This is a genomic window from Serratia sp. OLAL2 (assembly GCF_002752475.1).
GTDB lineage: Bacteria > Pseudomonadota > Gammaproteobacteria > Enterobacterales > Enterobacteriaceae > Serratia > Serratia bockelmannii.
The window spans coordinates 1-22,006 of the sequence record NZ_MSTL01000002.1; the positions used below are offsets into that span (position 1 = coordinate 1).

Below are 22,006 nucleotides of genomic sequence, written 5' to 3' on the forward strand. Positions count from 1 at the left end.
GTATAAAAGTATAAAAGTATAAAAGTATAAAAGTATAAAAGTATAAAAAAGAAAATAGAGACTCATTTAAATTTAATGAGAATGATAAGGACGTGCAGAGAAATAATATCTTCGCACGTCATTGTTGCCATGATTAACGTTTACGGCGCTCAAGTTTTTCCTGACATTCCGTACACGTGGTTACGCCCGGCAATGTCTGTCGTCGCTTTTCAGGAATGGGTTTACCGCATACACGACAGTGGAGTAATGACGGTTCTGACCCAGGTTTAAAACGATTCTGTTCAATCATCTCCTCCAGTCGCTGCTCATTAAATTCCTGATCGCGGTCGATCTCATCCGGCATGTGGCGTCCTCCTGTCAGCGGCAGCGTCCTGTTCGCACAGTGCGATACGTTTCCAGACCATGGTGAGTGATAGCCCTTCGACCTTACGCTTCAGGGCTTCCGTTACCTGCATCATGGCAATCAGTGCGTCAGGCGATTCGAGGTTGCCCACCCGGCACTTCTGCCATTGCCGCCAGATCTCGGCATCTGTCTCTTCATCCGGCTCAGGTGTACGTCCATATGGCACGCTGACACCCAGCAACCGTCGCTGAAGGCAGACATCATTAGACGTCAGGCCAAAGTAGTGGTTGAGCAACGCGATAGAACCGCCCAGCCGGATAGCCCGGTTAATCTGCTGCTGCTGTCGGTATTCCTGTCGGGCCTGCGCCAATAAATGATGCAGAACATCATGGCGGACACTGACCGAAACAAAGGGAGCCGCCGCCCGGCTGACAGCAAACAGTTCATCGAGTGATAACTGATTAAGAGCATTCATTTCTTCGAACGTGAATCCGAGGGACTCACAGTGACGAATATTGCCTTCTTTCAGAGCGTGCAATGCATCAGTTAAGATGGTGTAATTAATTAATGGAATCATTCTGTTATCTCCTCAAGCTATATGGAAAAGTTGAGCAAATAAACGGACATTTTTAACTGATCTAACGTCCGGCTAACTTAAGATTGATCCATTCATCAATTTCCGATTCGAGCCAGGCCACACTGGCCGGGCCAATTTTTATTGAACGTGGGAAAGAACCATTTTTCATATACAAGTAAATTTGAGAGCGTTTCAAACCGGTTTTTTCTTCGACCTGTTTTAAACGTAATAACTGATGTGATGTCATTGTATTCTCCTATTGTGGAATGACTGGTGCATGTCCAGAGAAAATAAAAGAACACAGCAGTAAGCTTAGGAAAAGCCGATAGCACCTTATTACTGATGGGAAGATCCTTAGTACGGTTTTGTAGTGAATAAATAATACGTTATTAGTTGTATAAGGATGTGGAGAAGGATAGTTGTGCTGCTGTGTAGTTTTCAGCGTTTCGCTGCTGCAATGGTGTCATGGCTTAGCGTGATAATGAGGACAATAAAAAGATGCGGTTAAATACATTCATTGTGAATTTCAGTCAGGGGGGCGTTACCACTCTGGTGGTAATGCGCTATGAAGCATCGCCATAGAAGTGTTCTGTGTGGTCGAAACATATATGCTCAACTACTTCCTTAACACAATGCTGAATTGATTGTGCTTCCCGATCATGTATAGACCGATCCAACAGATATAATACCGTCCTTTGATTCTTGTTATCGTTAAGGCGGCTGAGGCAATAAAGTCCTGGCTGGAGGTTCCATGCGGTAAAGATTCTGTAGTGTGATCCCCCGCACAGGAAGACGGATATGGCAGCTCTATGACTCACCTCTGGTTTCTTGGAAAACTTGATGTCGCTAATTATCGGTTAAGTGTGCGCTTGTTTTCCGTTCGGCAAAATAGTGTGCTGGTGTACTGCCCATGGTTTTTTTGAACATGGTGATAAACGCATTAACCGATTCATACCCCAGATTAGCTGCAACATTCTGAACCGAAACGCCGCTGGCCAGTTCCCGGAGAGCAATTATCAGTTGCAGTTGCTGACGCCAGCGTCCGAACGTCAACCCGGTTTCGCGCAGCATTAAACGCGCGAGAGAACGCTCGCTAAGCGCCAGTCTTTTTGCCCATGTTTTGAATGTGCTTCGGTCATCAGGTTGACTGACCAGAGCATCGGCCATGGCGCGGATTTTAGGATGCGACGACACAGGGAGGCTCAGTTTCTGCTGAGGCATGGTGGCTAATTCATCAAGTGTTACTCTGGTCAGTCTGGCTAGATGGCTTTCTGGTGGGTATCCGACGCCCTCGTGGGTTAAACGGGCAATGAGTTCTTTGATCAGACCAGAAATGGCCAGAGTGCAGCATCGCTCCGGCAGCTCGGCGGCTCCAGGCTCGATAAAAAGATAGTTGAGATGCGCATTCCAAGTAGCTTTTGCGCTGTGCGGCACTCCCCCAGGGATCCAGACGGCACAATCAGGCGGCACGATCCAGATATCATTTTCGGCGCGACAAATGACCGCTCCATAGAGGGCAATAATCAATTGCCCTTTGCGGTGCGTATGCACAGGCACTTCGGCCGCGTAATCGACAAAATCCAAATGACGCGCGACTGCGGGGCAGGAGGTGGTATCCGGATCGAACAGCGTATTGGCGAGTGGGGGCAACATAGATTGGCAACATTTAGGTATTTTTTGACAGAATAGAGTATTTAAGTGGATATGCAAGCCGGTAATAATTTCCGGCATGAAAAAATTAACGCGAGTTACTTTCATTTTTTTACACACGATATGCCATCGTCTTCGCGGTATGGCTTCTCCTTCACTACTGAATGATGCGAACGCTCTGCTCTATTCGGCGAAGAGTTTTACCGCTGCGATGCTCGCATACTATATTGCATTATCAATTGGCCTAGAGCGGCCTTCCTGGGCAATTATCACCGTATATATTGTTTCCCAAACCTCCGTCGGAGCATCGCTAAGCAGAAGTTTGTATCGTCTGGTGGGAACGGTAATTGGCGCTGGCATGACGGTATTAATTGTACCCACGTTCGTGAATTCACCCGTATTTTGCAGCGTGATACTGGCAGGCTGGATTACATTCTGCCTCTATCTGTCCTTGCTGGAACGTACGCCCCGGGCCTATGGTTTTGTCCTTGCTGGTTACACTGCGAGTCTGATTGGCTTCCCTGCTGTATCCGATCCTGGCGCGATTTTTGACATCGCTATCACTCGGGTACAGGAAATCATGATCGGTATCTTCTGCGCGGCACTTATTCATCGCTATGTATTGCCCGCGCGCATCTCAGGTCAGTTCAACAGTAAATTATCGCAGACGCTGCTCGCGGCGCGACAGCGTATCGCAGAGACTTTAACAGGCAAACCCGATCCTGTTTCCTCGCCGCTGCATATGGCACTGGCATTGCAGTTCCTGCAGGGCATCAGCCATCATATCCCTTATGATTTTGCGTTCTCTGTACCGGTCCGGCAAGCGAGAAAAAGGCTTCATGACAGGCTTGCGCGATTAGTCATTGTTAACTGTGAGTTACGTGACCGTTTAGCGCTGATAGCGAAGATACCTTTCGATGTGCAAATTTTAATGGATGATGTTGAGGTCTGGCTGGCCTGCAAAGATGAAGGAAAATTTAAAAGCGAGGGGGAAGCGCTCAAAAAACGCAGTGAAAAATTACTGCAGCGCTATGTCGTACATGAGTTGACGTTTGTAGAAGCACTGCATGTAAGTTTTATGCGCTACCTGACAGAGGCCATTGTCCTCGTGCAGCAGTGCTATCGTCTTTCGGATGCCATTCATCACGCGAATCAGATGCCTGCGCACTCAGAAATGAATGACATGAAAGGGTATGTATTCCACCGCGATCCTCTTACTGCTGCCCGCACCGCATTGGGCGCTTTCACCATCATTTTGAGCGGCTGCATGGTGTGGATTTTCTCGGCATGGCCTGATGGCGGTACGGCAGTATCTATCCTTGGCGTTTGTTGCACACTGTTTGGCAGCTTCGATACGCCTGCCCCGCATATTGTGAAATACATCATTGGTTCCCTCTGGGGAGTTGTGATAAGCCTGATCTACAGCTTCGTTCTCCTACCGCAAGTCAGTGATTTTATCGTGCTGGTAGTGGTTCTAGCTCCGGTATATCTGCTTGCCGGATCGCTCCAGGCACGGCCGCCCACTACTTTTATGGCGATGGGGATCACACTGACGCTGCCTATTTTGTGCGAGCTGGGTGCTCATTACAGCGGGGATTTTGCCGTGGCGGTGAATACCTCTATCGCATTATTTTCTGCAACTGGCTTTGCGGTATTCAGCATGGGCTTTCTGCAGACTGTGCAGGCAGATGCGGCAATAAAACGCCTGCTTAAATTATGCCAGCGCGATATTAACCGCAGCGTGAAAGGTGTGTTGAATACTGATGAAACTCTCTGGATCAACCTGATGATCGATCGGGCTGCGTTGATACTGCCGCGTTTGCCGCGCAGCGGACAGTCATCAGAACAGGCATTGAATCATCTTTTGCACACCCTGCGTATAGGCCTGTGTGTAATGCGATTACGCCGATGGGATGCGCATGCAGACAAAGAAATAAAAGAGGTTCTCACTTGTCTTACACACTCGACGGATATTAACACCTTACTTGAACGGATTGTCAGCCTGACTGAGCGTAGCCTGTCCGTAGCAGATGAACTATCGCGGCATCATGTTAATCAACTGGTTGATCTGTACTGCGCATTAAGCACTCAGGAAATGGAGCATGCCGATGATCAATGATTTCAATATTGAGGGCGTTTTTGTACCCGGTCTACTGTTAATTTCCCTCGTCGCGCTCACCTGTACGCTATTACTCGTGCAGCTTTTCTCGCTAAGCAAGGGTTACCGTCGCTTGCCGTTTCGCCCGATGATCGATTTTTCCATCTTTATTATTACTTTTTACCTGTTGTTGCAGGGACTGACCGAACTGGGGTTTTTAAAATGAAATCGTTACTTTCTCTACTGGGCCGCTATTTGCTGACGCTCAGCGCTGTGGCGGTTGCTACGCTTTTGGCTTTTATTCTCTGGAAACATTATGTGCAAACTCCCTGGACCCGCGATGGTCGGGTTCGTGCGGATGTGGTCCAGATTGCGCCGGATGTCTCTGGACCGGTTCTGAATGTGGCCGTCCGCGATAATCAGTGGGTTAATCGGGGCGATGTGCTCTATTCCATTGACCCGCACTGGTTGAGGTTGGCAGTGGTCAGCGCCCAGGCTGATGTTGAGGCGAAACGTCATGAAATGCTGATGCGCCAGGATGCGGCGAGGCGACGCTCTCAGATTAAAGGGGTGATTTCCAGCGAGGATTTACAACAAACAGCCAGCGCAGCAAGCGTCGCTGCGGCTAATTACCACGGTGCACTGGCTGCGCTGGACCTTGCAGAGCTTAACTTATCGCATGCTATTGTTCGCTCTCCGGTTACGGGCTATGTCACACATTTGCGGCTTCGCCCTGGTGACTATGCCACAGCGGGAGAAACTAAACTTTCCATCATTGATGCCAATAGTTTTTGGGTGGTTGGCTATTTTGAAGAGACTAAGTTGCAACATATCCGCACGGGAAATACTGCACACATTACGCTGATGGGATTTAAGCCGGTGATCACGGGGCATGTTGAGAGTATCGGGCGCGGAATAGATGATAACAATGACGAGACCGGGGGGCTTGGCCTGCCTAATGTCGAGCCAACCTTTAGCTGGGTGCGGCTCGCGCAGCGTATCCCGGTTCGGATTCATATTGACAGATTGCCGGAGGGAGTTGAATTGGTGGCTGGACTGTCTGCGAGTATATCCATCACACCATAATAAAAAGTATGGTTTCTATTGAGGATTTATGCAGAACTTAGGGATTGTCAGCTCTTGAACTATATGCCTGATGAAAATGTATTTCTAGTAGAGTAATTCTAAGGTTTCGGTTATGAAAAACAGAAAAGATTTTGTAAATGACTTAATTATCTGGATAAGCAAAAATATAGAGATGCCACTAAAAATTGATGATGTGGCTATCAGGTCCGGATATTCAAAATGGCATTTGCAGAGACTGTTTTTTTCTGAAACAGGGCAGAGCCTGGGAGGTTTTATCAGAGAGAAAAAATTATGTCTTATTTTAGAGGCTGTTATCACAACAAATGAACCTTTGATAAATATCGCGATGCGATTTGGCTTTGACTCTCAGCAATCATTAACCAGGGCATTTCGGAAAAGGTATAATGTCCCACCGCACCGGTATAGAAAAAATGCCGTAAATATTAAAAGCAAGTCTTCTAGGGAGTAAGGTAATTACTCGTATCATAAGGATGAGTTTTTAAATCGTTAGTAACTATCTGGATTACGGACGGGTTCATCTAGTAATCATGGTCTTAGTACCTCAGTTATAGATTTGTTGAACGAAATGAAATCACTCATTTATTTCATTGTAAATGAATCTAAGTCTTTCTGTGCAATGTATGTTTTCGTGTTTTTACATGTGTAATGTATTGGTGAGTAAGTTTTGGATTCATTAATTGGAATGTAATTACGAACCCATGTGTGTATTTAATGGTTGGATAAAATAAGGTTAATCTATTTTGCGCATTTTGGATTCGATCGAACCTATGCAGGTCGGCTAAATCCTCCTTGAATAAGGAGTGGTTTTTATGTATATGTGGGGCTGTGAGCATTTAAGTACTGTTTTGTTTTTACATTTCTAATGCTTGGTAATTGATGATATGTATTTATACCCGTAATGCAGAAATATAATATCCCTTGAGGTGACAAGGAAAAAAGAGTCAAAAAAACTAATTATGTCCGTATTACTGATTTTAGAGTCCTTAATACGGACATTTGGGTTTGGTAAAATTCACTTGCGTCAATCCGACATTGATGTGGGGGAACCGCGTACGAGTGCAGTTTTTAACGTATCACCACTGAGCCTGTCGGTAATGCCTTCGTCAGATGCCCATTGTTCGAAAATAGATAGTAGTTTGTACGGTTTACTAATTAATGGACGGATGACTTCATTGTTTTTACAGGCCAGCCAGAAAAAACGAGATAGTGGTGTTGATATTCGCGTCGCAGATAATGGGGGCACTCTGCTATTGGTTATGATGTCAATGACTTTATCAAGTTCAGCATGTCGAATAACAAACCAGGCATCCCGAGGTAAAATATGAGCCGGGAAATACTCTTTCCCCAGGTAGTTATTTATCCTCTTTGAGAATATATCTTCATGTACATCTGGTGAAATGTTTTTAGGGAGTTGCATAATTTTTTGTGTTATTCTTTCTTCCCATGTCATTTTATCGAATAGTTGAAATGGTTCTCCTTGTAAGCTAACTGTTATGCCATGATTAAAATCAATAGCTCCTGTTACAGGTAATGGTATTTTAAGAGATTGGGCAAGTAATTTTTGTACTAGAACATATTCATATCCAATCAATAGAGTGTCAATAACTCTCTCTGTGGGAATGATATATTTCCCAGTAGTGCTAACAATAAAATTATGTCCTTCAATAAACGCTTTTTTGTCAAGAAGGCATAAACGATTTATTGATGACGTATCAGATGGTCTGAGCCTTACTTTGTAGCCCGACCTCTGTATTTTTCGTAATGTAATTGGCGACTGAAAGTAAATAGAGAGATGAATGCTGCCATGTAATGCATACCTGTAAATGTCACTTTTTTTTAATTTTCAGTCCTTTTTTATTTATCACTTCGACTGCTTCACGGATAGTCAGCCAGTCAGGCGAACTATAGTTTGTATTTGATAGTGTTTGTTTTTTTGACATAGTGGTTTGCCTCTATTTCTATTTTTTTAAAAAAATACCATGAATTTTCCAGTGAGATTAATTTCATGGTGCGGGATCTATTACGTTATAATATTTGGGTTATATTGACGCGGGGGCTTCTTAGCGTTTCAGCCCCCCATGTCCGGCCTCATATTTCGCAGTGATTGAAAAGAAGAACAAATATCAGGTTAAACTAATTCAATCCTCAAACATTATTTAAGTTGAATGGAAGACATTACATAAATCTGTCTGCTCCGCCTGATGCTTCAATTGTCTGTCCAGTAACAAACTGATTCCTCCCAGAAAGTAGGAACGCAGCAATTGCAGTAATATCTTCAGGAAGTCCAAAGCGGCCCACAGGCGTTTTCTCTTTACCCAGTAATGCCATTACCTCTTCGTCTGTTCTGTCAGCTAGTTCAGGACGACGATTGCGAACATTCGGTAGCATGTTCTGCGCCCAGTTATCCGTCGCGACAGCACCCACTCCGATCGCATTGACCAGAATGCCATCCGGAGCCACGCTAAGTGCTAAACTACGGGTCAGGTTGTTGATAGCGGCGCTCAGTGCGTGTGAGACGGTAAGTTGCGGATTAGGGTAGATACCGCCAATGGATGAGATATTGACAATACGCCCCCAGTTTCGTCTCTGCATCCCGGGGATGATTACCTTACAAAAACGTCGCATGGCGGAGAATTTGGTCTCAGTCATTATCTGCCAGTCTTCTTCCGAAGTGGTTAACAGCGTGCCCGCATGGGCTCTTCCGGCATTGTTCACCAGTAAATCAATACGCTGAAAAACCTTTTCCGCTTGTTCAACCACTAAAGAAGGTAGTTTGGGATCAGTCACATCCCCGGCAATAGGCAGCACCGAAACACCGTATTTCTCTGAAATTTTTTTCGCAGCAAGAATCAGCTCAGGTTCTCGTCTGGCCACCATGATTAAATGCACACCATTCATGGCCAATTCTTCACACATGCTGAAACCAATTCCGGTACGGGCTCCAGTTACCAGAGCCACTTTTCCAGTCAGTTTTAAATCCATTTGTTGCTCCTCAAGTTAAGCACAGTCAATAACATGAGCAGTATTAGTAACAAATCTCTTTTTCAGGAGCTTGTGCATCAGAATTCAGATGTCTGAAAAAAGCGGTCAAAGAGTTGGGTGTCGCCTTTGCTTATACTCCAGACAATATTGAGTTTAGTGCCAGGAGTGGTCAATGCGTTCGGACAATCACGAGCTTTCTTCTACCAGGATTCTTATGCTGGGGATTATTTGTTGTATTGTTGTGGCTAATATTTATTTTAATCAATCTGTCCTGAATTTAATTGCCGGATCATTTCCCAATGAATGGGGAGCTGTTTCTTTGATCCCCATGGTCACCCAGGTAGGCTATGCGGTGGGCTTATTCTTTCTGATACCCCTAGGCGATTATATTGAACGTCAGCGGCTTATCCTGCGTCAAGCGCAGGTGCTTTTCCTGGCAATGATCGGCATGATGTTATCCCCAACGGCGACAGTGTTGGTGTTCTACTCCTTCCTTACCGGGATGGCTGCAACAGTAGCTCAACAGATAGTGCCGCTTGCCGCCTCGCTCTCAAGAACTTCTGCACGAGGTAAAACCGTTTGTACGGTGATGAGCGGTGTCCTGGCAGGTATCCTTGCTGGCCGGGCTATCGGAGGCCTTATTGGTCAGTATGTCGGCTGGCGTGGCGTCTTTTTATCCGGAGCGATCATGACATTGCTGGCTATATTTTTCATCTTACGCATTTTGCCTACTCAGTCGTTGTCAACGCCAAAGTTTAACTATCTGGCGGTATTACGTTCATTAGGACTGCTGTGGAAAAACGAGCCGCAGGTGCGTGGTGCAACTCTTACACAAGTAATGCTGTTTGCCTCCTTCAGCGTGCTGTGGACCGTGCTCCCTTTCTGGTTAGCTCATCGCTACGATTACGGTGCAGGGATAACGGCACCCTAGCTGCTTTGGGGTTAATCGGTATTCTGTGTGCGCCTCTGGCGGGAAGTTTCAGCGATCGGCAGGGACCATTCCGAATGGTTGTTTTTGGTGTGATACTCATGCTGCTAGCCTGGACTGTTTTTTGGAGATGGAACAGTATTGTGGGTATGGTGGTGGGCATTCTACTACTGGATACGGGTGAGCAATGTGTACTGATAGCTAATCAGCACACGATTTATTCTTTGCGTCCGGATGCCAGAAACCGTCTTAATACATTATTTATGTGCGTTATGTTTATTGGCGGAGCATGTGGCTCACTGACTGCCACCTGGTTATGGGAGACAACTCATAGCTGGGCGCTGATTTCTTCAGCAGGGGGCGGACTCGTGATCATGGGGATGTTGATAGCCGTAAGACGTAAATATTCAGGCCCCTATTCGGGCACATAGCGCAATAGCACTTCTTACATCCGTCGCATTGTCTGAGTCTTCAACATCATGTAAAGCGTCCTGTATCAATTGCTTAGCAGCCCATTTTTCCCCAGCTTCAGCCTGCAATGTCGCCAATGAATAAGCAATACGGAGGGCCCAGCCATGAGCCTGTTGCTGGCGCGCTTTGTCCAGGGCCTTCTCCAACAGCAGGCGTTGTTTCTGAGGAGGTAATTGAGTGGCAGAAAGACGCATCAGCTCAGGCGTGCACCAGTTTTCATGATCCTGGCGGGTGGCTCTCAGTGATACCCCGGTATCAATTTCTGACAACAAGGGGGAATATTGCCAGTCTAATCCCATCGCCCGCAACGAGCTAAACAGTGTGGTTTGACTAACATCGGTATGACTGAACTGTTTGGCCCAAACAAGAAACAGCTCGCCGTATGTCTTCCAGAAATATAAATCATGCCTTTTTGCCAGATGAATCAGCCAGTTTGCGACCTTTATAACCCAACGCGGATTACGATCCAGTGCTGCTGTCATACAAGCGCCTTCAGCCAGTGCACAGCAAAGAGAACAGACATGCTGCAAACGAGCGGCTTTTTTAACACCGCGCCATGCCATCTGTTTCGCGGCCTTATACTCACCCTGTAACCAGAGTAAACGAGACAGAAAGGCCTGACCGGCGCTCTCTTGATCAAGACCAAAACGGAAAGAGTGGCTTAATTCACCATGTTCATACCAATCAAGAGATTGCTGGAGATAATCACGCCCTACATCATGACGGCCCAAAAAATGCAGGGATACACCGAGAATACGCAGCCCGGTTGCCATCGCCTCCTCGTCGGTAATGGACCGTGCTAGCTCGCACATAGATTGCGCATGCTCAAGCGCTTTATCCAACTCGCCAGTACGCAGATAATACAACCATAATCCGTAGTGTGCCTGTAAACGTATTTCTTTGTCGTCGAGCTTTTCTGCAATTGTCAGCGCGGTTTTCCAGGCTGAATGTGTTTCAGGCGTGGGGCCTTTTGCCCAGGTTGACGCCTTACCTGCTACAGCGCTGAGATTCATTCTCTGGCGTAGCGTTAATACTACCTGCGAAGTATTTTCATAAAGCAGAGGATAAATATGGCGCTGACATTCATCGTATAGTGAATATTCAATCCAAAAAGGGGTCATAGCTTGTAAGATCTCAAGCCCTTTAGAGGGAGCAGCTCCCTCAATCAACGTTTGCTGTAATACACTCCGCAAATCATTAAGTATATGGCTATAACGTTCACGCCATTGTCCTGTTGGCAGCATAAACCAATCATCTTGGGCCTCTTTTACCATAACTTTATAATAGTCGGCAAAACGGGCCTCAAGAACAGTATATTCACCCTGTTGCCTGAGTTTATCGCATGCGAACTGGCGCATGGTTTCCAGCAGGCGGAAACGGGTCTCTGGTACCTGAGTACTGACCTGAATCAGGGATAAAGACAGCAATCTTTGCAGATCGTCAACAACCTGCCAGCGATGCTTGTCTTTAATCAGCAGAAGGTCGCTTACTGATTTCACACTGAACATATCGGTATAGATCCCCAGAGAGCAAAATAATCGTTGTTCACGTGTGTTGAGCAACTGATAAGTCCACTCCAGCGCGGTCAGTATTTTCTGATGTCTGGGCTCCAGAGATCTGTGCGTATTGCTCAATAGCTGGAAACGGTCTTCCAGTCGGCTATAGATCTCTTTGACACTCATGACTGGCAGACGGGAGGCCGCAAGTTCAATCGCCAACGGCAGACCGTCAAGATGACGGCATAACTCGCCAATCAAAGACAGTTCGCTGGCTGATGGATGGTAATCATGTCGATTGGCCTGCCCGCGTTCGATAAAGAGGCGGACACTGGAAAAAGTCAGTAACTCGTGGGTATCAGCCTCTTCGCTCTCAGGAACTTGTAATGGTGGTAGTAGATATTGTTGCTCGCCGGCAACCTGCAACGCTACCTGGCTGGTCAACAACAGTTTGATATGGGGAGCTAGGTGCAGGAGCAACGTAATCACTGGTTCAAGTTCATTAATTACATGTTCACAGTTATCAATCAGCAGTAAACATCGACGCCGTGCAAGCTGTTGCCGTAAATCGGCATCATTATGAATGGCAGCTAATGGAAGATGGAGCGCTTGTGAAATAACGGATAGCAAGCTGGATGCTTCGGTGATATGAGCCAGTTCAGCCACACATATTCCATCAGGAAAATGCGTGTGTGTAAGACTGACGACTTCCCATGCCAGACGAGTCTTACCCACGCCCCCTGAGCCTGTAATCGTCACCAGACGGTATTGATCCAATAAGGCGCATAATTCCTGCACAGCTTTATCACGCCCCAGAATCGACGCTAGAAAAGGGGTAATAGCGGGCTCAGGTATTTTTGATTTAGAGAGCGGTTCAGTTGGCGATTTGTTGATATTAAAGCGATAACCACAACCAAATTCAGTAACCAGTAGATGGCGGTCATGTCCCAGTATGCGGCGTATAGCTGAAATTTGTGCCTGAAGATTATTTTCTTCGACGATTTCATTTCCCCACACTTGCGTAAGTAAAGATTCTTTACTTACCGCTTTACCTCTGGCACTCACCAGAGCAACTAGAACATCAAAAGCTCTGGCAGAAATTCTTACTGGCTTACCCCGATGTAACAGAATCCTTAGCTGTGGCCAGATTTGCCAGTCAGCAAAGTGAATCTCATCAATTGATATCATAGTGTTGAGATCTTCTGTTTTGAGCATCACGAACTCTCGCTATGGAGTAAGCCATTTCTAACGAAAGCGGTTATCAGAATCAGGCTACATGTTGAATGTGTTGCATAGGAGTATCACTATTCAATACCACTTTTACCGTTAATGATTATAAAGCCAATAGTGCTATGTGGCATAGCTTTGCGATCAAACTGGTGATGAAAACTGAACTATCTATGCCAGCCATATCCCATCAGGCCTGGCTGGAAAAGCACTCACATGGATAATCATTCGACCAGGGATTAACCTTCAAATAACAGCGTGTGTCCATAGAACATTTAAATAATGGTGGTACGGGATGCCAATACTAGGACTGATGGCGGTATATACAGTCTTATCTCAATGGCGCTAACAGCCACAGACAGAGGAAGCGGACTTGATACCTGTACCATAAACAGAGTATATCGACGAACGATCCACGCTGACAATGAGACGACAATTGGCATCCAACGAAGCGATCAAAGGCTAATTATTGCGATGCCGGTCAGCACCACCACTGCACCGGCAATCCGGCGTGCCAGATGATTTTCACGAAACAACCAGTACGAGAGAAGAGAGCCGACAATAATAGATGTTTCCCTGAGAGGAGCGACGAGTGCCAGTGGCATGCTCTGCATGGCTGTCAGCACAAGGATGTAGGCAAGTGGAGAACATACAGCGATGATAAGGATCGGAACTCTATCTACACGTACAGCCGTTGGGATTCGATACCGTCGTCGCATCGCACCAGGGGTCAGAATAAGACTCTGTAGCAGGAGTGTGCTGGCGTAGTAACTAACTGGATCCAGGTGCAGAGAGATTACCGAATAACCATCCCAGAGGGTATAGCCAGCGATGGCGGTGCCTGTCGCTGCCCCCCATATCATTCCTTTAAGTGGCCGGCTTCCGCTCCTGAATGGATTGCCGGTGACAACGAAAATACCAGCGATAACGAGAAGCGCGCCGAGTAAAGCGCTTGCTGAAAGCCGTTCCCCCATCAGAAGGGTTGCAAACAGTATCGTCAGAACCGGTCCGCTCCCCCGGGCAATCGGATAAACAACACCAAGTTCGGCGCGCTCGTAGCCAGCCTGCAAGATTAGAGAATAAGCGATATGAAGCGCAGATGAGATAACTGCCCCGACTGCGAGTCGCCAGTCGAGCTCCTGTTGTCCCTCAACTGTCAGAATGAGGCTGATCGGAACCCACAACAATGCTGAGGCACAGCTGTAGGCCCAGACGAACAAAAGTGTGTCTTCCTTCTTGTATTTTGAGGCTATATTCCATACTGCATGAGCTACTGAAGCAGTAAGAATCATCGCAACCGTGCTGAACTGCATCAGGACATATCCGGCAAATCAATACCCGCTCGTTCAGCCCGGCGACTTTGTTCTTTATCCCGCAGAGTGAGGGCAGCGACCAGCGTATCAATAACGACTAGCTGGGCCAGTCTACTGCCGGCAGCGGCCATCTGTGCCGGTAATGGCGCTCCGCCAACCACGAGCGAAACGTTGGCGAGTGTCGCCAGTGGTGTATCGTACTGGTTAGTTATTGCGATAAGCGATGCTCCGGCCGAGGATGCGGCATCAGCAACGGCGAGTGTGGATGATGTGCGACCTGTCGAGCTGACGACGATCATCACGTCGCCTGAACCGAGTAGGCGGGCAGCAATCATCGCTGATAAATAATCCTGGATACTGATGGTTATCACACCAGCCGTCCGCAGACGAAATACAGCATCAGCGGCAACCGTCGCAGAGGGGCCGGCACCAAATGCAAATACCTGGCGTGCGCTCTGGATTAAATCGACCGCCTCATCAAGGGCGGAGATTTCAATAGCACCACTGAGCGCAGTCAGCGCGTCTGCACCAGCACGAACTGATGTTTCCAGCACCGATGCCAACGTCGCATCCGCTGTGAGAACTTCAGGCGGTGCAAAGAACCGGGCAGTACCACGAGCCCGGGCAATCTCTATCTTAAGTTCAGTGAACCCGGTGAACCCAATCGCTCGTGCAGCGCGTATTACTGTCGGCGGTGATACACCTGCGCGGGTGGCAACCTGTGCTGTCGTGCTTGTACCGACAAACAAAGGATCGACAAGCAGGAGATCGACAACTTTAGCCTCACTTGCAGTGAGGTCGCCGCTTCGGGCGTGAATGCTGCCAAGCCATTGCTGTAACCGCTGCTCGCTTTCTGAAACTCTGTTACCATTTTCATTTTTCATGTGTAATATATTACATTCCCTTTGCGAAGGGCACAACCATCACGTAAGTAGATTCTGTTAAAAGGAGTCCGCATCATGAACACTGAAATCAAGACGGTTGTCGCTGTTGTTGGTCCGGGTGCCATCGGCACCACAGTCGCGGCGGCGTTACACGAAGTCGGCCGCACACCATTGCTGTGTGGACGTACTCCCCGCGATCACCTGACCCTGCAAGACGGCGACCGCTTTATCACCGTACCCGGTCCGGTACAGACGAATCCGGCGCAAATTACTCGCACAGCCGATCTTGTCTTTCTGGCAGTCAAGTCCACACAAATCGACGCGGCAGCAGAATGGCTCAGGGCGTTGACCGGCCCGGAGACGGTTGTATGCGTGCTTCAGAACGGGGTCGAACAGCTGGACAGGCTCGCGACGTACTCTCTGCCCGGACAGATTGTCCCCGCAGTCGTGTGGTTTCCCGCACAGGCGCAGTCAGATGGCTCAGTACGCTTGCGTGGCGACGCGCGCCTGAGCCTTCCAGACACGTCAGCTTCCTTCTTAGTGGCAAAAGCGCTACAAGGCACGCGGTGCTCCGTAGATTTGGCCGCAAACTTCAGCTCCCTGGCCTGGCGCAAACTGATGCAGAACGCGGTGGCTGGACTCATGGCGCTCACGCACCGCCGCTCGGGCATGTTCGCCCGCGCTGACATCGCCAGGCTTACGCTGGCTTATTTACAGGAATGTCTGTCCGTGGCACGGGCAGAAGGAGCAGAACTCGGCGACGAAGTGCCGCAGGAGATCCTCGACAAGTTCCGGGCGGCTCCCGCAGACATGAGCACTTCCATCCTTACGGATCGAGAAGCAGGCCGACCGCTCGAATGGGATATCCGCAACGGTGTCATTGCGCGTCGCGGCCGGGTTCACAGCATTCCAACGCCTGTCAGCGACATCCTGGTGCCGCTTCTTGCGGCTGCTAGCGATGGCCCAGGTTGATCCCAGGCAGATGATCGCGCTATTACTTCTCTTCTGCCTGGCCCTCGGTGCCGGTGTGCTCAGCGGTGTCGTCGGCACTGGTTCGTCGCTAATCATGCTCCCCGTCCTCGTCACCATATACGGGCCAAGGATTGCAGTGCCTGTTATGGCGATCGCCTCCCTTTTCGGCAACATCGGACGGGTGATTGTCTGGTGGCATGAGATTCGTTGGCGACCGGTGTTTGCCTATTCGTTCGCGGGAGTTCCTGCGGCTGTTCTCGGGGCGCACACGTTACTTACGATTTCTCCTGGCACAGTGGAGGTATTCCTGGCAGCTTTCTTCCTTGCGATGATCCCGCTGCGCCGTCTCATCAGACGATCGAACCTCCACTTGAATCTCTGGCACATGAGTTTTGCCGGGGCGATTGTCGGGTTTCTGACAGGATTCGTGCTCTCTACAGGGCCGCTCAGTGTGCCAGTATTCACCGGCTACGGAATGAGTGGCGGCGTATTTCTGGGATCAGAGGCGGCAAGCGCAATCCTGCTCTACGCTGGCAAGTTAGCTACGTTCGGTATATCGGGCGCACTCGCACAGCCTGTCCTCACACATGGACTTGCCATCGGCATCGCATTGTTCGTCGGTTCGATGATTGCGAAACGTCTCGTCCAGAAACTCCAGACGCACACGTTCGAGCTTCTCATTGATGCCGTTCTCGTAGCTGGGGCAGTAGGGATGATCCTTGCTCTTAAATGAAATGGCACGCCAGGGCTGACGGGGCAAGCGTGTTGTTATCGTATAACAGCTTTCTACAGGCAGCGACGGGGTGGGATGATGGGTCTGACAAGCTATTAGAAATGAACAAAGCCGTACCAGGGTATGCTGATACAGCTTTTTGTTATGGGTCATGCCGCTTCGTTGTTTTTATCCCGTCCTGTGTTAAAAGGAGGTACGTATGCGACCCGGCATATATCAAGATAATCCGACCACCACTGCATCATCGCCTTGCGGGCTTCCAGATGCTCAGCCTTATGAATGTAAGCCAGACGCACGGTGTTGCGCTCCTGGTGACTCATCTGGCGTTCCACTGCATCTTGCGACCATAGACCAGACTCCATCAGGGCACTGCATGCCATCGCCCGAAAGCCATGACCACAGATGTCTTTTTTCGTGTCGAATCCCATCAGGCGCAGTGCTTTATTGACCGTGTTTTCACACATCGGCTTGTACGGGTTGTGGTCGCCGGGGAATACCAGTTCATAAACCCCGGATATTTCCTTAATCCGTTTCAGAATAGCTATAGCCTGCTGTGAGAGGGGCACGATATGAGCAGTGCGCATTTTGGCACCACGCCCGGAATAACGCACATCTGGAATGGGTTCTCGCGTCGCGGGTATTGTCCAGACCCGGTTTCTGAAATCAATCTCTGACCAGCGGGCAAAGCGCAGTTCACTGGAGCGGATGAACACATGCAGCGTCAGCAGGACGGCCAGCCGCGTCAGTTCACGGCCCTGATGATATGCCTCAATGCGTTCGAGCAGTTCAGGCAGCCGCTCCAGCGGTAGGGCGGGGTAATGCCGTCTGGCAGGAGGTGTTGTCACGCCTTCAAGGTTTGCAGCCGGATTGTTATCGATTAATCCCTGGTGGAGCGCATGGCGCATGATGTTACTGACGTGCTGCCGCGTGCGGGACGCGACTTCCAGCAGGCCTTTTTCTTCAATTCCTTTCAGCAAATTAATGAAATGCCGGGGTTTAAGTTCGGTAACTGACAGATATCCGATAACCGGAAAGACATGATTGTTCAGGCTTGCGAGCAGGCGGTCAGCGGTATTCTGCGACCATTTTTTATTGCTTTTATGCCAGGCCAGCGCCACGGTTTTAAACACCTTCTCAGTTGGGCAGGCACCGCGTTCTGCGGCCCGCTGCATTACCGGGTTGATGTTCAGCGCCAGCATCTTACGGATACCTTCGCGCTGCTGGCGGGCATCAGACAGTGAGACGGCAGGATAGGCACCCAGTGCAATGCGGGATTCTTTACCGTTAATACGGTACTTGAGATACCAGTGACGGGAACCGCTAGGTTTGACCAGCAGATACAGACCGTGGGAATCGGAGACTTTATAGGGTTTATCGGTGGCTTTGAGAGTGCGAATCTTCGCGTCGGTAAGGGACATATGGGGGTCACTCCATTATCGAACTAACCTGACCCCAGATTTGACCACCAATTTTTCCCGATGCGAAGGGTAAAATCAAAATGCACCGGGAAGAGTTTTCACGCTAACCTCTTGAATCAATATCAGATAAGGATTCGCAAAGATGCATGCAAACAGGAAATTGGCTCCTCTGACTGGACTCGAACCAGTGACATACGGATTAACAGTCCGCCGTTCTACCGACTGAACTACAGAGGAATCGTGTGAACGGGGCGCATGATATCCAGCGGCCCCGGGTGTGTCAACGCTAAATTGCCCCAGGCGGTGCGACTGCTCGGTATCTGAGCAATAAGCCCGTCAATCAGCCCATTGCGCGTCGTTTTCCACCTGGCCGCGCAACAGGCGCGCCAGCGGATCCTGGCGGTAGAAGCGGCAAAAGTGCTGATACAGCGCCGGGAAGCGTTCGGCCAGCAGCTCGGGAGCGCTGAAGAAATACTCCGACAGCACGGCGAAGCACTCGGCCGCATCGGTGGCGGCATAGGCATCCATGCTGGCGGCCTCTTCACCGACCATGTCGATCTCGTCCTGCAGGCTTTCCATCGCGGCGTGCAGATCGTGCTCCCAGGCGGCCACCTCGCGCAGCGGGATCGGCGGCACGCCGGTGGCGACGCCGCCGTTGCGCATATCCAGCTTGTGCACCGCTTCGTGGATCACCAGATTGAAACCAGAGAGATCGAAAGAGTCCTGCACGTCTTGCCAGTTGAGCACGATCGGCCCCTGTTCCCAGCTTTGGCCAGACTGCACCACTGGCCCCGAGTGCACCAGGCCGATCTCGTCCTGCCATTCGTCTTCCACCACGAACGGGGTGGGGTAGAGCAGAATTTCGTTGAAGCCGTCGAGGCACTCCGCGCCGAGTTCCAGCACCGGCAAGGCGAACAGCAGGGCGATGCGCGCCTGCATTTGCGAGGTGAGCTGCAGCCCCTGCAGCGGCACGATGCGCTTTTGCTGCAAGATCTGCCCGGCAACGGCCACCAGCCGCTGCTGCTCCTGCTCATTCAGCGGCGAGAGCAGCGGGATCGCCAGCGCGTCCTGCCACTGGGCCTGAGTGTCTGCCTGGGGTTGAGAGGGTTGAGTCGCTTTCCACGGCCATTTAATCATCAGGTTGCTCGTAAAGTCGTCACTTGAACGTTCAGCGGTGTGCTAATGCTGTAAAAATGCCGTAAAAGCGGGCATGATAGCAAGCGTTGTTAGGAGAGATGCCGGAGCGGCTGAACGGACCAGTCTCGAAAACTGGAGTAGGGGCAACTCTACCGGGGGTTCAAATCCCCCTCTCTCCGCCACTTTACCCCTCGTTGTTCCCTATCGAATCAAAATCCTTTTCTTTCGCTAATGCTTGTAAACCGTTCGATCTGAAACCGGTTTGCGTTGGCCGAGATCCTTTTCCGCATTATAACCCGTGCAATATCAACGAATAGCATTTTGCGATTATGTTCTTCATTTTGTGAGCCATGTTGCGCTTAAACCCGGTGCGGCGCTTGTGGTAAGCCCAGTGCCAGGCGCAGGCCAATCATGCTGAAGGTGTGAAACTGCCACGGTGATAATGCCTGCCGGCAGGGGCGTGCATGGCCTGACTCCGCTATCCCTTGAAGAGTTTGCCAGACTGACAACATGCCCCACATCTCCAGGGTAGCGTGTATTTACACGCGATTTTTCGTGCACTAATATGTGTGCGCATGCACATAAAAACGGTCTCCTCTCCGCCGCGATGGGAATAGAAGGGACTGAACGCCCGGAAACTGGAGGATTTGCCATGAGTTTGCTCGATTGCGCACTGGATTTTCGTCACTTCATTGAGGAGTTGCGTCGCCGAAACGATTTGGTCGACGTGCATCAGCAAGTTTCCGCCGACTTGGAGATAGCGGCTGTCTGCCGCCGGGTCTATGAGCAACGGCTTTCGGCTCCGCTATTTCATCATGTGGCGGGCGCGATGCCGGGGGCTCGCATTCTCGGCGCGCCGGCCGGCATGCTCGCTTCTGCGGAACATGCCTATTCTCGCCTCGCCCTCCATTTTGGCCTACCGCCAGAGAGCTCCCCGCGAGATATCGTGGCGGCGATTCGCCGGGCGGTGAAGGCGGAACCGCTTGCCCCCGATTACTGTTCGACCGGCCCGGTGAAAGAGAATATTTGGCGAGGTGACGAGGTTGATCTGGCACGCTTCCCGGTGCCTCTGCTGCATGAACGGGATGGCGGGCGCTATTTCGGCACCTACGGGTTCCATGTCGTGCAATCCCCGGACGGGAAGTGGCACAGCTGGGGCATCGGCAGGCTCATGATGCTCGATCGCAATCGTCTCACCGGCCCGGCAATCCCCACCCAGCACATCGGCATGATCCGTGAAATGTGGCGTCGGGAAGGGAAACCTACGCCGTGGGCGATGGTGCTCGGGGCGCCGCCTGCCGCGGTGGCGGTCGCGGGGATGCCGTTGCCGGCCGGCGTCAGTGAGCCTGACTATGTCGGCGCGTTGCTCGGTAAGAGTGTCACGCTCATCCAAGCGGAAACCAACGATCTCTGGGTGCCGGCCAATGCGGAAATTGTGCTCGAAGGTGAAATCAGCCTGACGGAGACGGCGCTGGAAGGGCCGATGGGGGAGTATCACGGCTATCAACACCAGCAGGGCCATGAACAGCCGGTGTTCCATGTGCGTGCGGTGACGTTTCGCGATGACCCCATTTTGCCGATTTGCGTCGCCGGCACGCCGCCGGAAGAAAATCATACGATCTGGGGCACCATGATATCGGCCCAACTGCTGGAAACCCTGCAGAGCGCGGCATTGCCCGTCGACTTTGTCTGGTGTTCCTATGAGGCGGCGACCTGTTGGGCGGTGGTGTCCGTCGATATTGAAAAACTGGCCGACATGAGGACCAATGCTGCTGATTTTGCCGGTAAGGTGGCGGAAGTAGTCTTCGGTTCGCATGCGGGCTACCTGATCCCCAAACTGATTCTGGTCGGCAATGACATTGATATTGTCGATATCAATCAGGTGGTTTGGGCGTTGGCTACGCGCTCACATCCGGCGCGCGATCATTTTATTTTCCCGGACGTACGCGAGTTCCCGATGGTGCCGTACCTGTCGGAAGAAGACAAGGCGCGCGGCAGCGGCGGCAAAGCCATCATCAACTGCCTGTTCCCCGAGCAGTTCAGCGGCGTAACACGTGCGGGTACCGCCTCTTTCAGGCACTCGTATCCGGAACAGGTCAGGGTAAAAGTCGAGGCTAATTGGAAACAGTATGGGTTCTGAAAAAAAAGACAGGCATAGCGGCCGACAGGGAATGGGATTGCCCGACGGTGCGCTTTACAGGATGACGGAGGTGGTGCGTCACCGCGAAAAACGGCTGTCTGCGTTACTCGCATTGCAAGGGCTCAGCCTCCATGAGTGGCGCGCGTTGCGTATTCTCTACAGTTTTCCGGGCGACGTGGCCATGAGCGAGGTGATAGCGCATTCGCAGACCGATCGCACCGCGCTAGGCCGTACGATCACCCAACTGGTTAATCGGGGGTGGGTCGCGCGTTTCCCCGATCCGGAAGATAAGCGCGCGGTATATCTGCGCGTCATGCCGGCGTCTCGCCCCATTTTTGACCAGGCGAGGCAATGGGTGGCGGATTATGACGCCCAGCTGATGGCCTGCCTGGATGACGCGGGGCTCAGTGCCCTGGATAACGCTTTGCAACGCATGATGTTGTTTATCGATACCCCTTAGCTATTCCGGTCCCAGTTGCGGAGAAAACGCTCGGTGGCGGGGGCGCCGTTTTATCCCGCTTGACCGCATT

General features: G+C 50.3%; 20 protein-coding genes, 2 tRNA genes and 1 pseudogene. 11 read left to right on the forward strand and 12 right to left on the reverse strand.

Annotation, left to right across the window (positions count from 1 at the left end):
- Positions 1-133: 133 nt before the first annotated feature.
- From BVU99_RS02045 to BVU99_RS02060, 4 genes are all read right to left on the reverse strand, one after another.
- The gene (locus tag BVU99_RS02045) at positions 134-343 is read right to left on the reverse strand and encodes a TraR/DksA family transcriptional regulator (RefSeq protein ID WP_047740676.1); all 210 of its coding nucleotides are present in this window, start codon (positions 341-343) and stop codon (positions 134-136) included.
- Positions 333-920 carry a DUF2857 domain-containing protein gene (locus BVU99_RS02050; RefSeq protein WP_047740678.1) on the reverse strand — a complete coding sequence of 196 codons (588 nt, stop codon included), beginning with the start codon at positions 918-920 and terminating at the stop codon, positions 333-335. Before BVU99_RS02050 ends, BVU99_RS02045 begins: the two co-directional genes overlap by 11 nt.
- Before the next feature lie 61 nt (positions 921-981).
- Positions 982-1,167 (reverse strand): AlpA family transcriptional regulator, encoded by a 186-nt coding sequence (locus tag BVU99_RS02055; protein WP_032936812.1) that lies wholly within the window; start codon positions 1,165-1,167, stop codon positions 982-984.
- Positions 1,168-1,766: 599 nt separating this feature from the next.
- Positions 1,767-2,573 carry a helix-turn-helix transcriptional regulator gene (locus BVU99_RS02060; protein WP_040206914.1) on the reverse strand — a complete coding sequence of 269 codons (807 nt, stop codon included), beginning with the start codon at positions 2,571-2,573 and terminating at the stop codon, positions 1,767-1,769.
- Between the two features lie 76 nt (positions 2,574-2,649).
- Between BVU99_RS02060 and BVU99_RS02065 the strand changes: the two genes are divergently transcribed.
- From BVU99_RS02065 to BVU99_RS02080, 4 genes are all read left to right on the forward strand, one after another.
- Positions 2,650-4,689, forward strand: coding sequence for an FUSC family protein (locus BVU99_RS02065; RefSeq protein ID WP_099817081.1), 2,040 nt, complete (start codon positions 2,650-2,652; stop codon positions 4,687-4,689).
- Positions 4,679-4,894: a DUF1656 domain-containing protein gene (locus BVU99_RS02070; protein ID WP_004899298.1), complete on the forward strand. Its 216-nt coding sequence runs from the start codon at positions 4,679-4,681 to the stop codon at positions 4,892-4,894. The genes BVU99_RS02065 and BVU99_RS02070 overlap by 11 nt, the downstream gene beginning before the upstream one ends.
- Complete coding sequence (locus BVU99_RS02075; protein WP_012539941.1) at positions 4,891-5,754, forward strand: HlyD family secretion protein; 864 nt, start codon at positions 4,891-4,893, stop codon at positions 5,752-5,754. Before BVU99_RS02070 ends, BVU99_RS02075 begins: the two co-directional genes overlap by 4 nt.
- Positions 5,755-5,866: 112 nt before the next feature.
- Positions 5,867-6,223, forward strand: coding sequence for a helix-turn-helix domain-containing protein (locus tag BVU99_RS02080; RefSeq protein ID WP_040206012.1), 357 nt, complete (start codon positions 5,867-5,869; stop codon positions 6,221-6,223).
- 573 nt (positions 6,224-6,796) lie between these two features.
- Here BVU99_RS02080 and BVU99_RS02085 read toward each other — a convergent pair.
- Positions 6,797-7,715: pseudogene (locus BVU99_RS02085) on the reverse strand (hypothetical protein).
- A 235-nt stretch (positions 7,716-7,950) separates the two neighbouring features.
- Positions 7,951-8,757, reverse strand: a complete 807-nt coding sequence (locus BVU99_RS02090) for an SDR family NAD(P)-dependent oxidoreductase (protein ID WP_099817082.1) — start codon at positions 8,755-8,757, stop codon at positions 7,951-7,953.
- A 172-nt stretch (positions 8,758-8,929) separates the two neighbouring features.
- On the opposite strand from BVU99_RS02090, the gene BVU99_RS25265 reads away from it, so the two are divergent.
- Together BVU99_RS25265 and BVU99_RS25390 are read left to right on the forward strand one after the other, a co-directional pair.
- Positions 8,930-9,688: an MFS transporter gene (locus tag BVU99_RS25265; RefSeq protein ID WP_227505319.1), complete on the forward strand. Its 759-nt coding sequence runs from the start codon at positions 8,930-8,932 to the stop codon at positions 9,686-9,688.
- Positions 9,622-10,116, forward strand: coding sequence for an MFS transporter (locus BVU99_RS25390; RefSeq protein WP_323808333.1), 495 nt, complete (start codon positions 9,622-9,624; stop codon positions 10,114-10,116). Before BVU99_RS25265 ends, BVU99_RS25390 begins: the two co-directional genes overlap by 67 nt.
- On the opposite strand, the gene BVU99_RS02100 is transcribed toward BVU99_RS25390, so the two are convergent.
- The 3 genes from BVU99_RS02100 to BVU99_RS02110 form a co-directional block, all read right to left on the reverse strand.
- Positions 10,093-12,867, reverse strand: coding sequence for a winged helix-turn-helix domain-containing protein (locus tag BVU99_RS02100; RefSeq protein WP_047740687.1), 2,775 nt, complete (start codon positions 12,865-12,867; stop codon positions 10,093-10,095). The genes BVU99_RS25390 and BVU99_RS02100 overlap by 24 nt on opposite strands.
- Before the next feature lie 467 nt (positions 12,868-13,334).
- Complete coding sequence (locus BVU99_RS02105; RefSeq protein WP_047740689.1) at positions 13,335-14,192, reverse strand: DMT family transporter; 858 nt, start codon at positions 14,190-14,192, stop codon at positions 13,335-13,337.
- The gene (locus tag BVU99_RS02110; protein ID WP_099817083.1) at positions 14,192-15,076 is read right to left on the reverse strand and encodes a MurR/RpiR family transcriptional regulator; all 885 of its coding nucleotides are present in this window, start codon (positions 15,074-15,076) and stop codon (positions 14,192-14,194) included. Before BVU99_RS02110 ends, BVU99_RS02105 begins: the two co-directional genes overlap by 1 nt.
- 75 nt (positions 15,077-15,151) lie before the next feature.
- Here BVU99_RS02110 and BVU99_RS02115 point away from each other — a divergent pair, with 75 nt between their 5' ends.
- Positions 15,152-16,048 carry an oxidoreductase gene (locus BVU99_RS02115; protein ID WP_047739400.1) on the forward strand — a complete coding sequence of 299 codons (897 nt, stop codon included), beginning with the start codon at positions 15,152-15,154 and terminating at the stop codon, positions 16,046-16,048.
- Positions 16,035-16,781 (forward strand): sulfite exporter TauE/SafE family protein, encoded by a 747-nt coding sequence (locus BVU99_RS02120; protein ID WP_197769051.1) that lies wholly within the window; start codon positions 16,035-16,037, stop codon positions 16,779-16,781. The genes BVU99_RS02115 and BVU99_RS02120 overlap by 14 nt, the downstream gene beginning before the upstream one ends.
- Positions 16,782-16,930: 149 nt before the next feature.
- On the opposite strand, the gene BVU99_RS02125 is transcribed toward BVU99_RS02120, so the two are convergent.
- The 3 genes from BVU99_RS02125 to mtfA form a co-directional block, all read right to left on the reverse strand.
- On the reverse strand, positions 16,931-18,199 hold the full coding sequence (locus BVU99_RS02125; RefSeq protein WP_047739401.1) for an integrase arm-type DNA-binding domain-containing protein: 1,269 nt from the start codon (positions 18,197-18,199) through the stop codon (positions 16,931-16,933).
- 161 nt (positions 18,200-18,360) lie between these two features.
- Positions 18,361-18,436, reverse strand: a tRNA-Asn gene (locus BVU99_RS02130).
- A 99-nt stretch (positions 18,437-18,535) separates the two neighbouring features.
- The gene (gene mtfA, locus BVU99_RS02135) at positions 18,536-19,336 is read right to left on the reverse strand and encodes a DgsA anti-repressor MtfA (protein WP_025303395.1); all 801 of its coding nucleotides are present in this window, start codon (positions 19,334-19,336) and stop codon (positions 18,536-18,538) included.
- Positions 19,337-19,428: 92 nt separating this feature from the next.
- Between mtfA and BVU99_RS02140 the strand changes: the two genes are divergently transcribed.
- From BVU99_RS02140 to BVU99_RS02150, 3 genes are all read left to right on the forward strand, one after another.
- A tRNA-Ser gene (locus tag BVU99_RS02140) sits at positions 19,429-19,518 on the forward strand.
- Between the two features lie 470 nt (positions 19,519-19,988).
- A complete protein-coding gene (locus tag BVU99_RS02145; protein ID WP_099817084.1) occupies positions 19,989-21,476 on the forward strand; it encodes a UbiD family decarboxylase in 1,488 nt (495 codons plus the stop codon).
- A complete protein-coding gene (locus BVU99_RS02150; protein WP_049209459.1) occupies positions 21,466-21,936 on the forward strand; it encodes a MarR family transcriptional regulator in 471 nt (156 codons plus the stop codon). The genes BVU99_RS02145 and BVU99_RS02150 overlap by 11 nt, the downstream gene beginning before the upstream one ends.
- Positions 21,937-22,006: the final 70 nt, after the last annotated feature.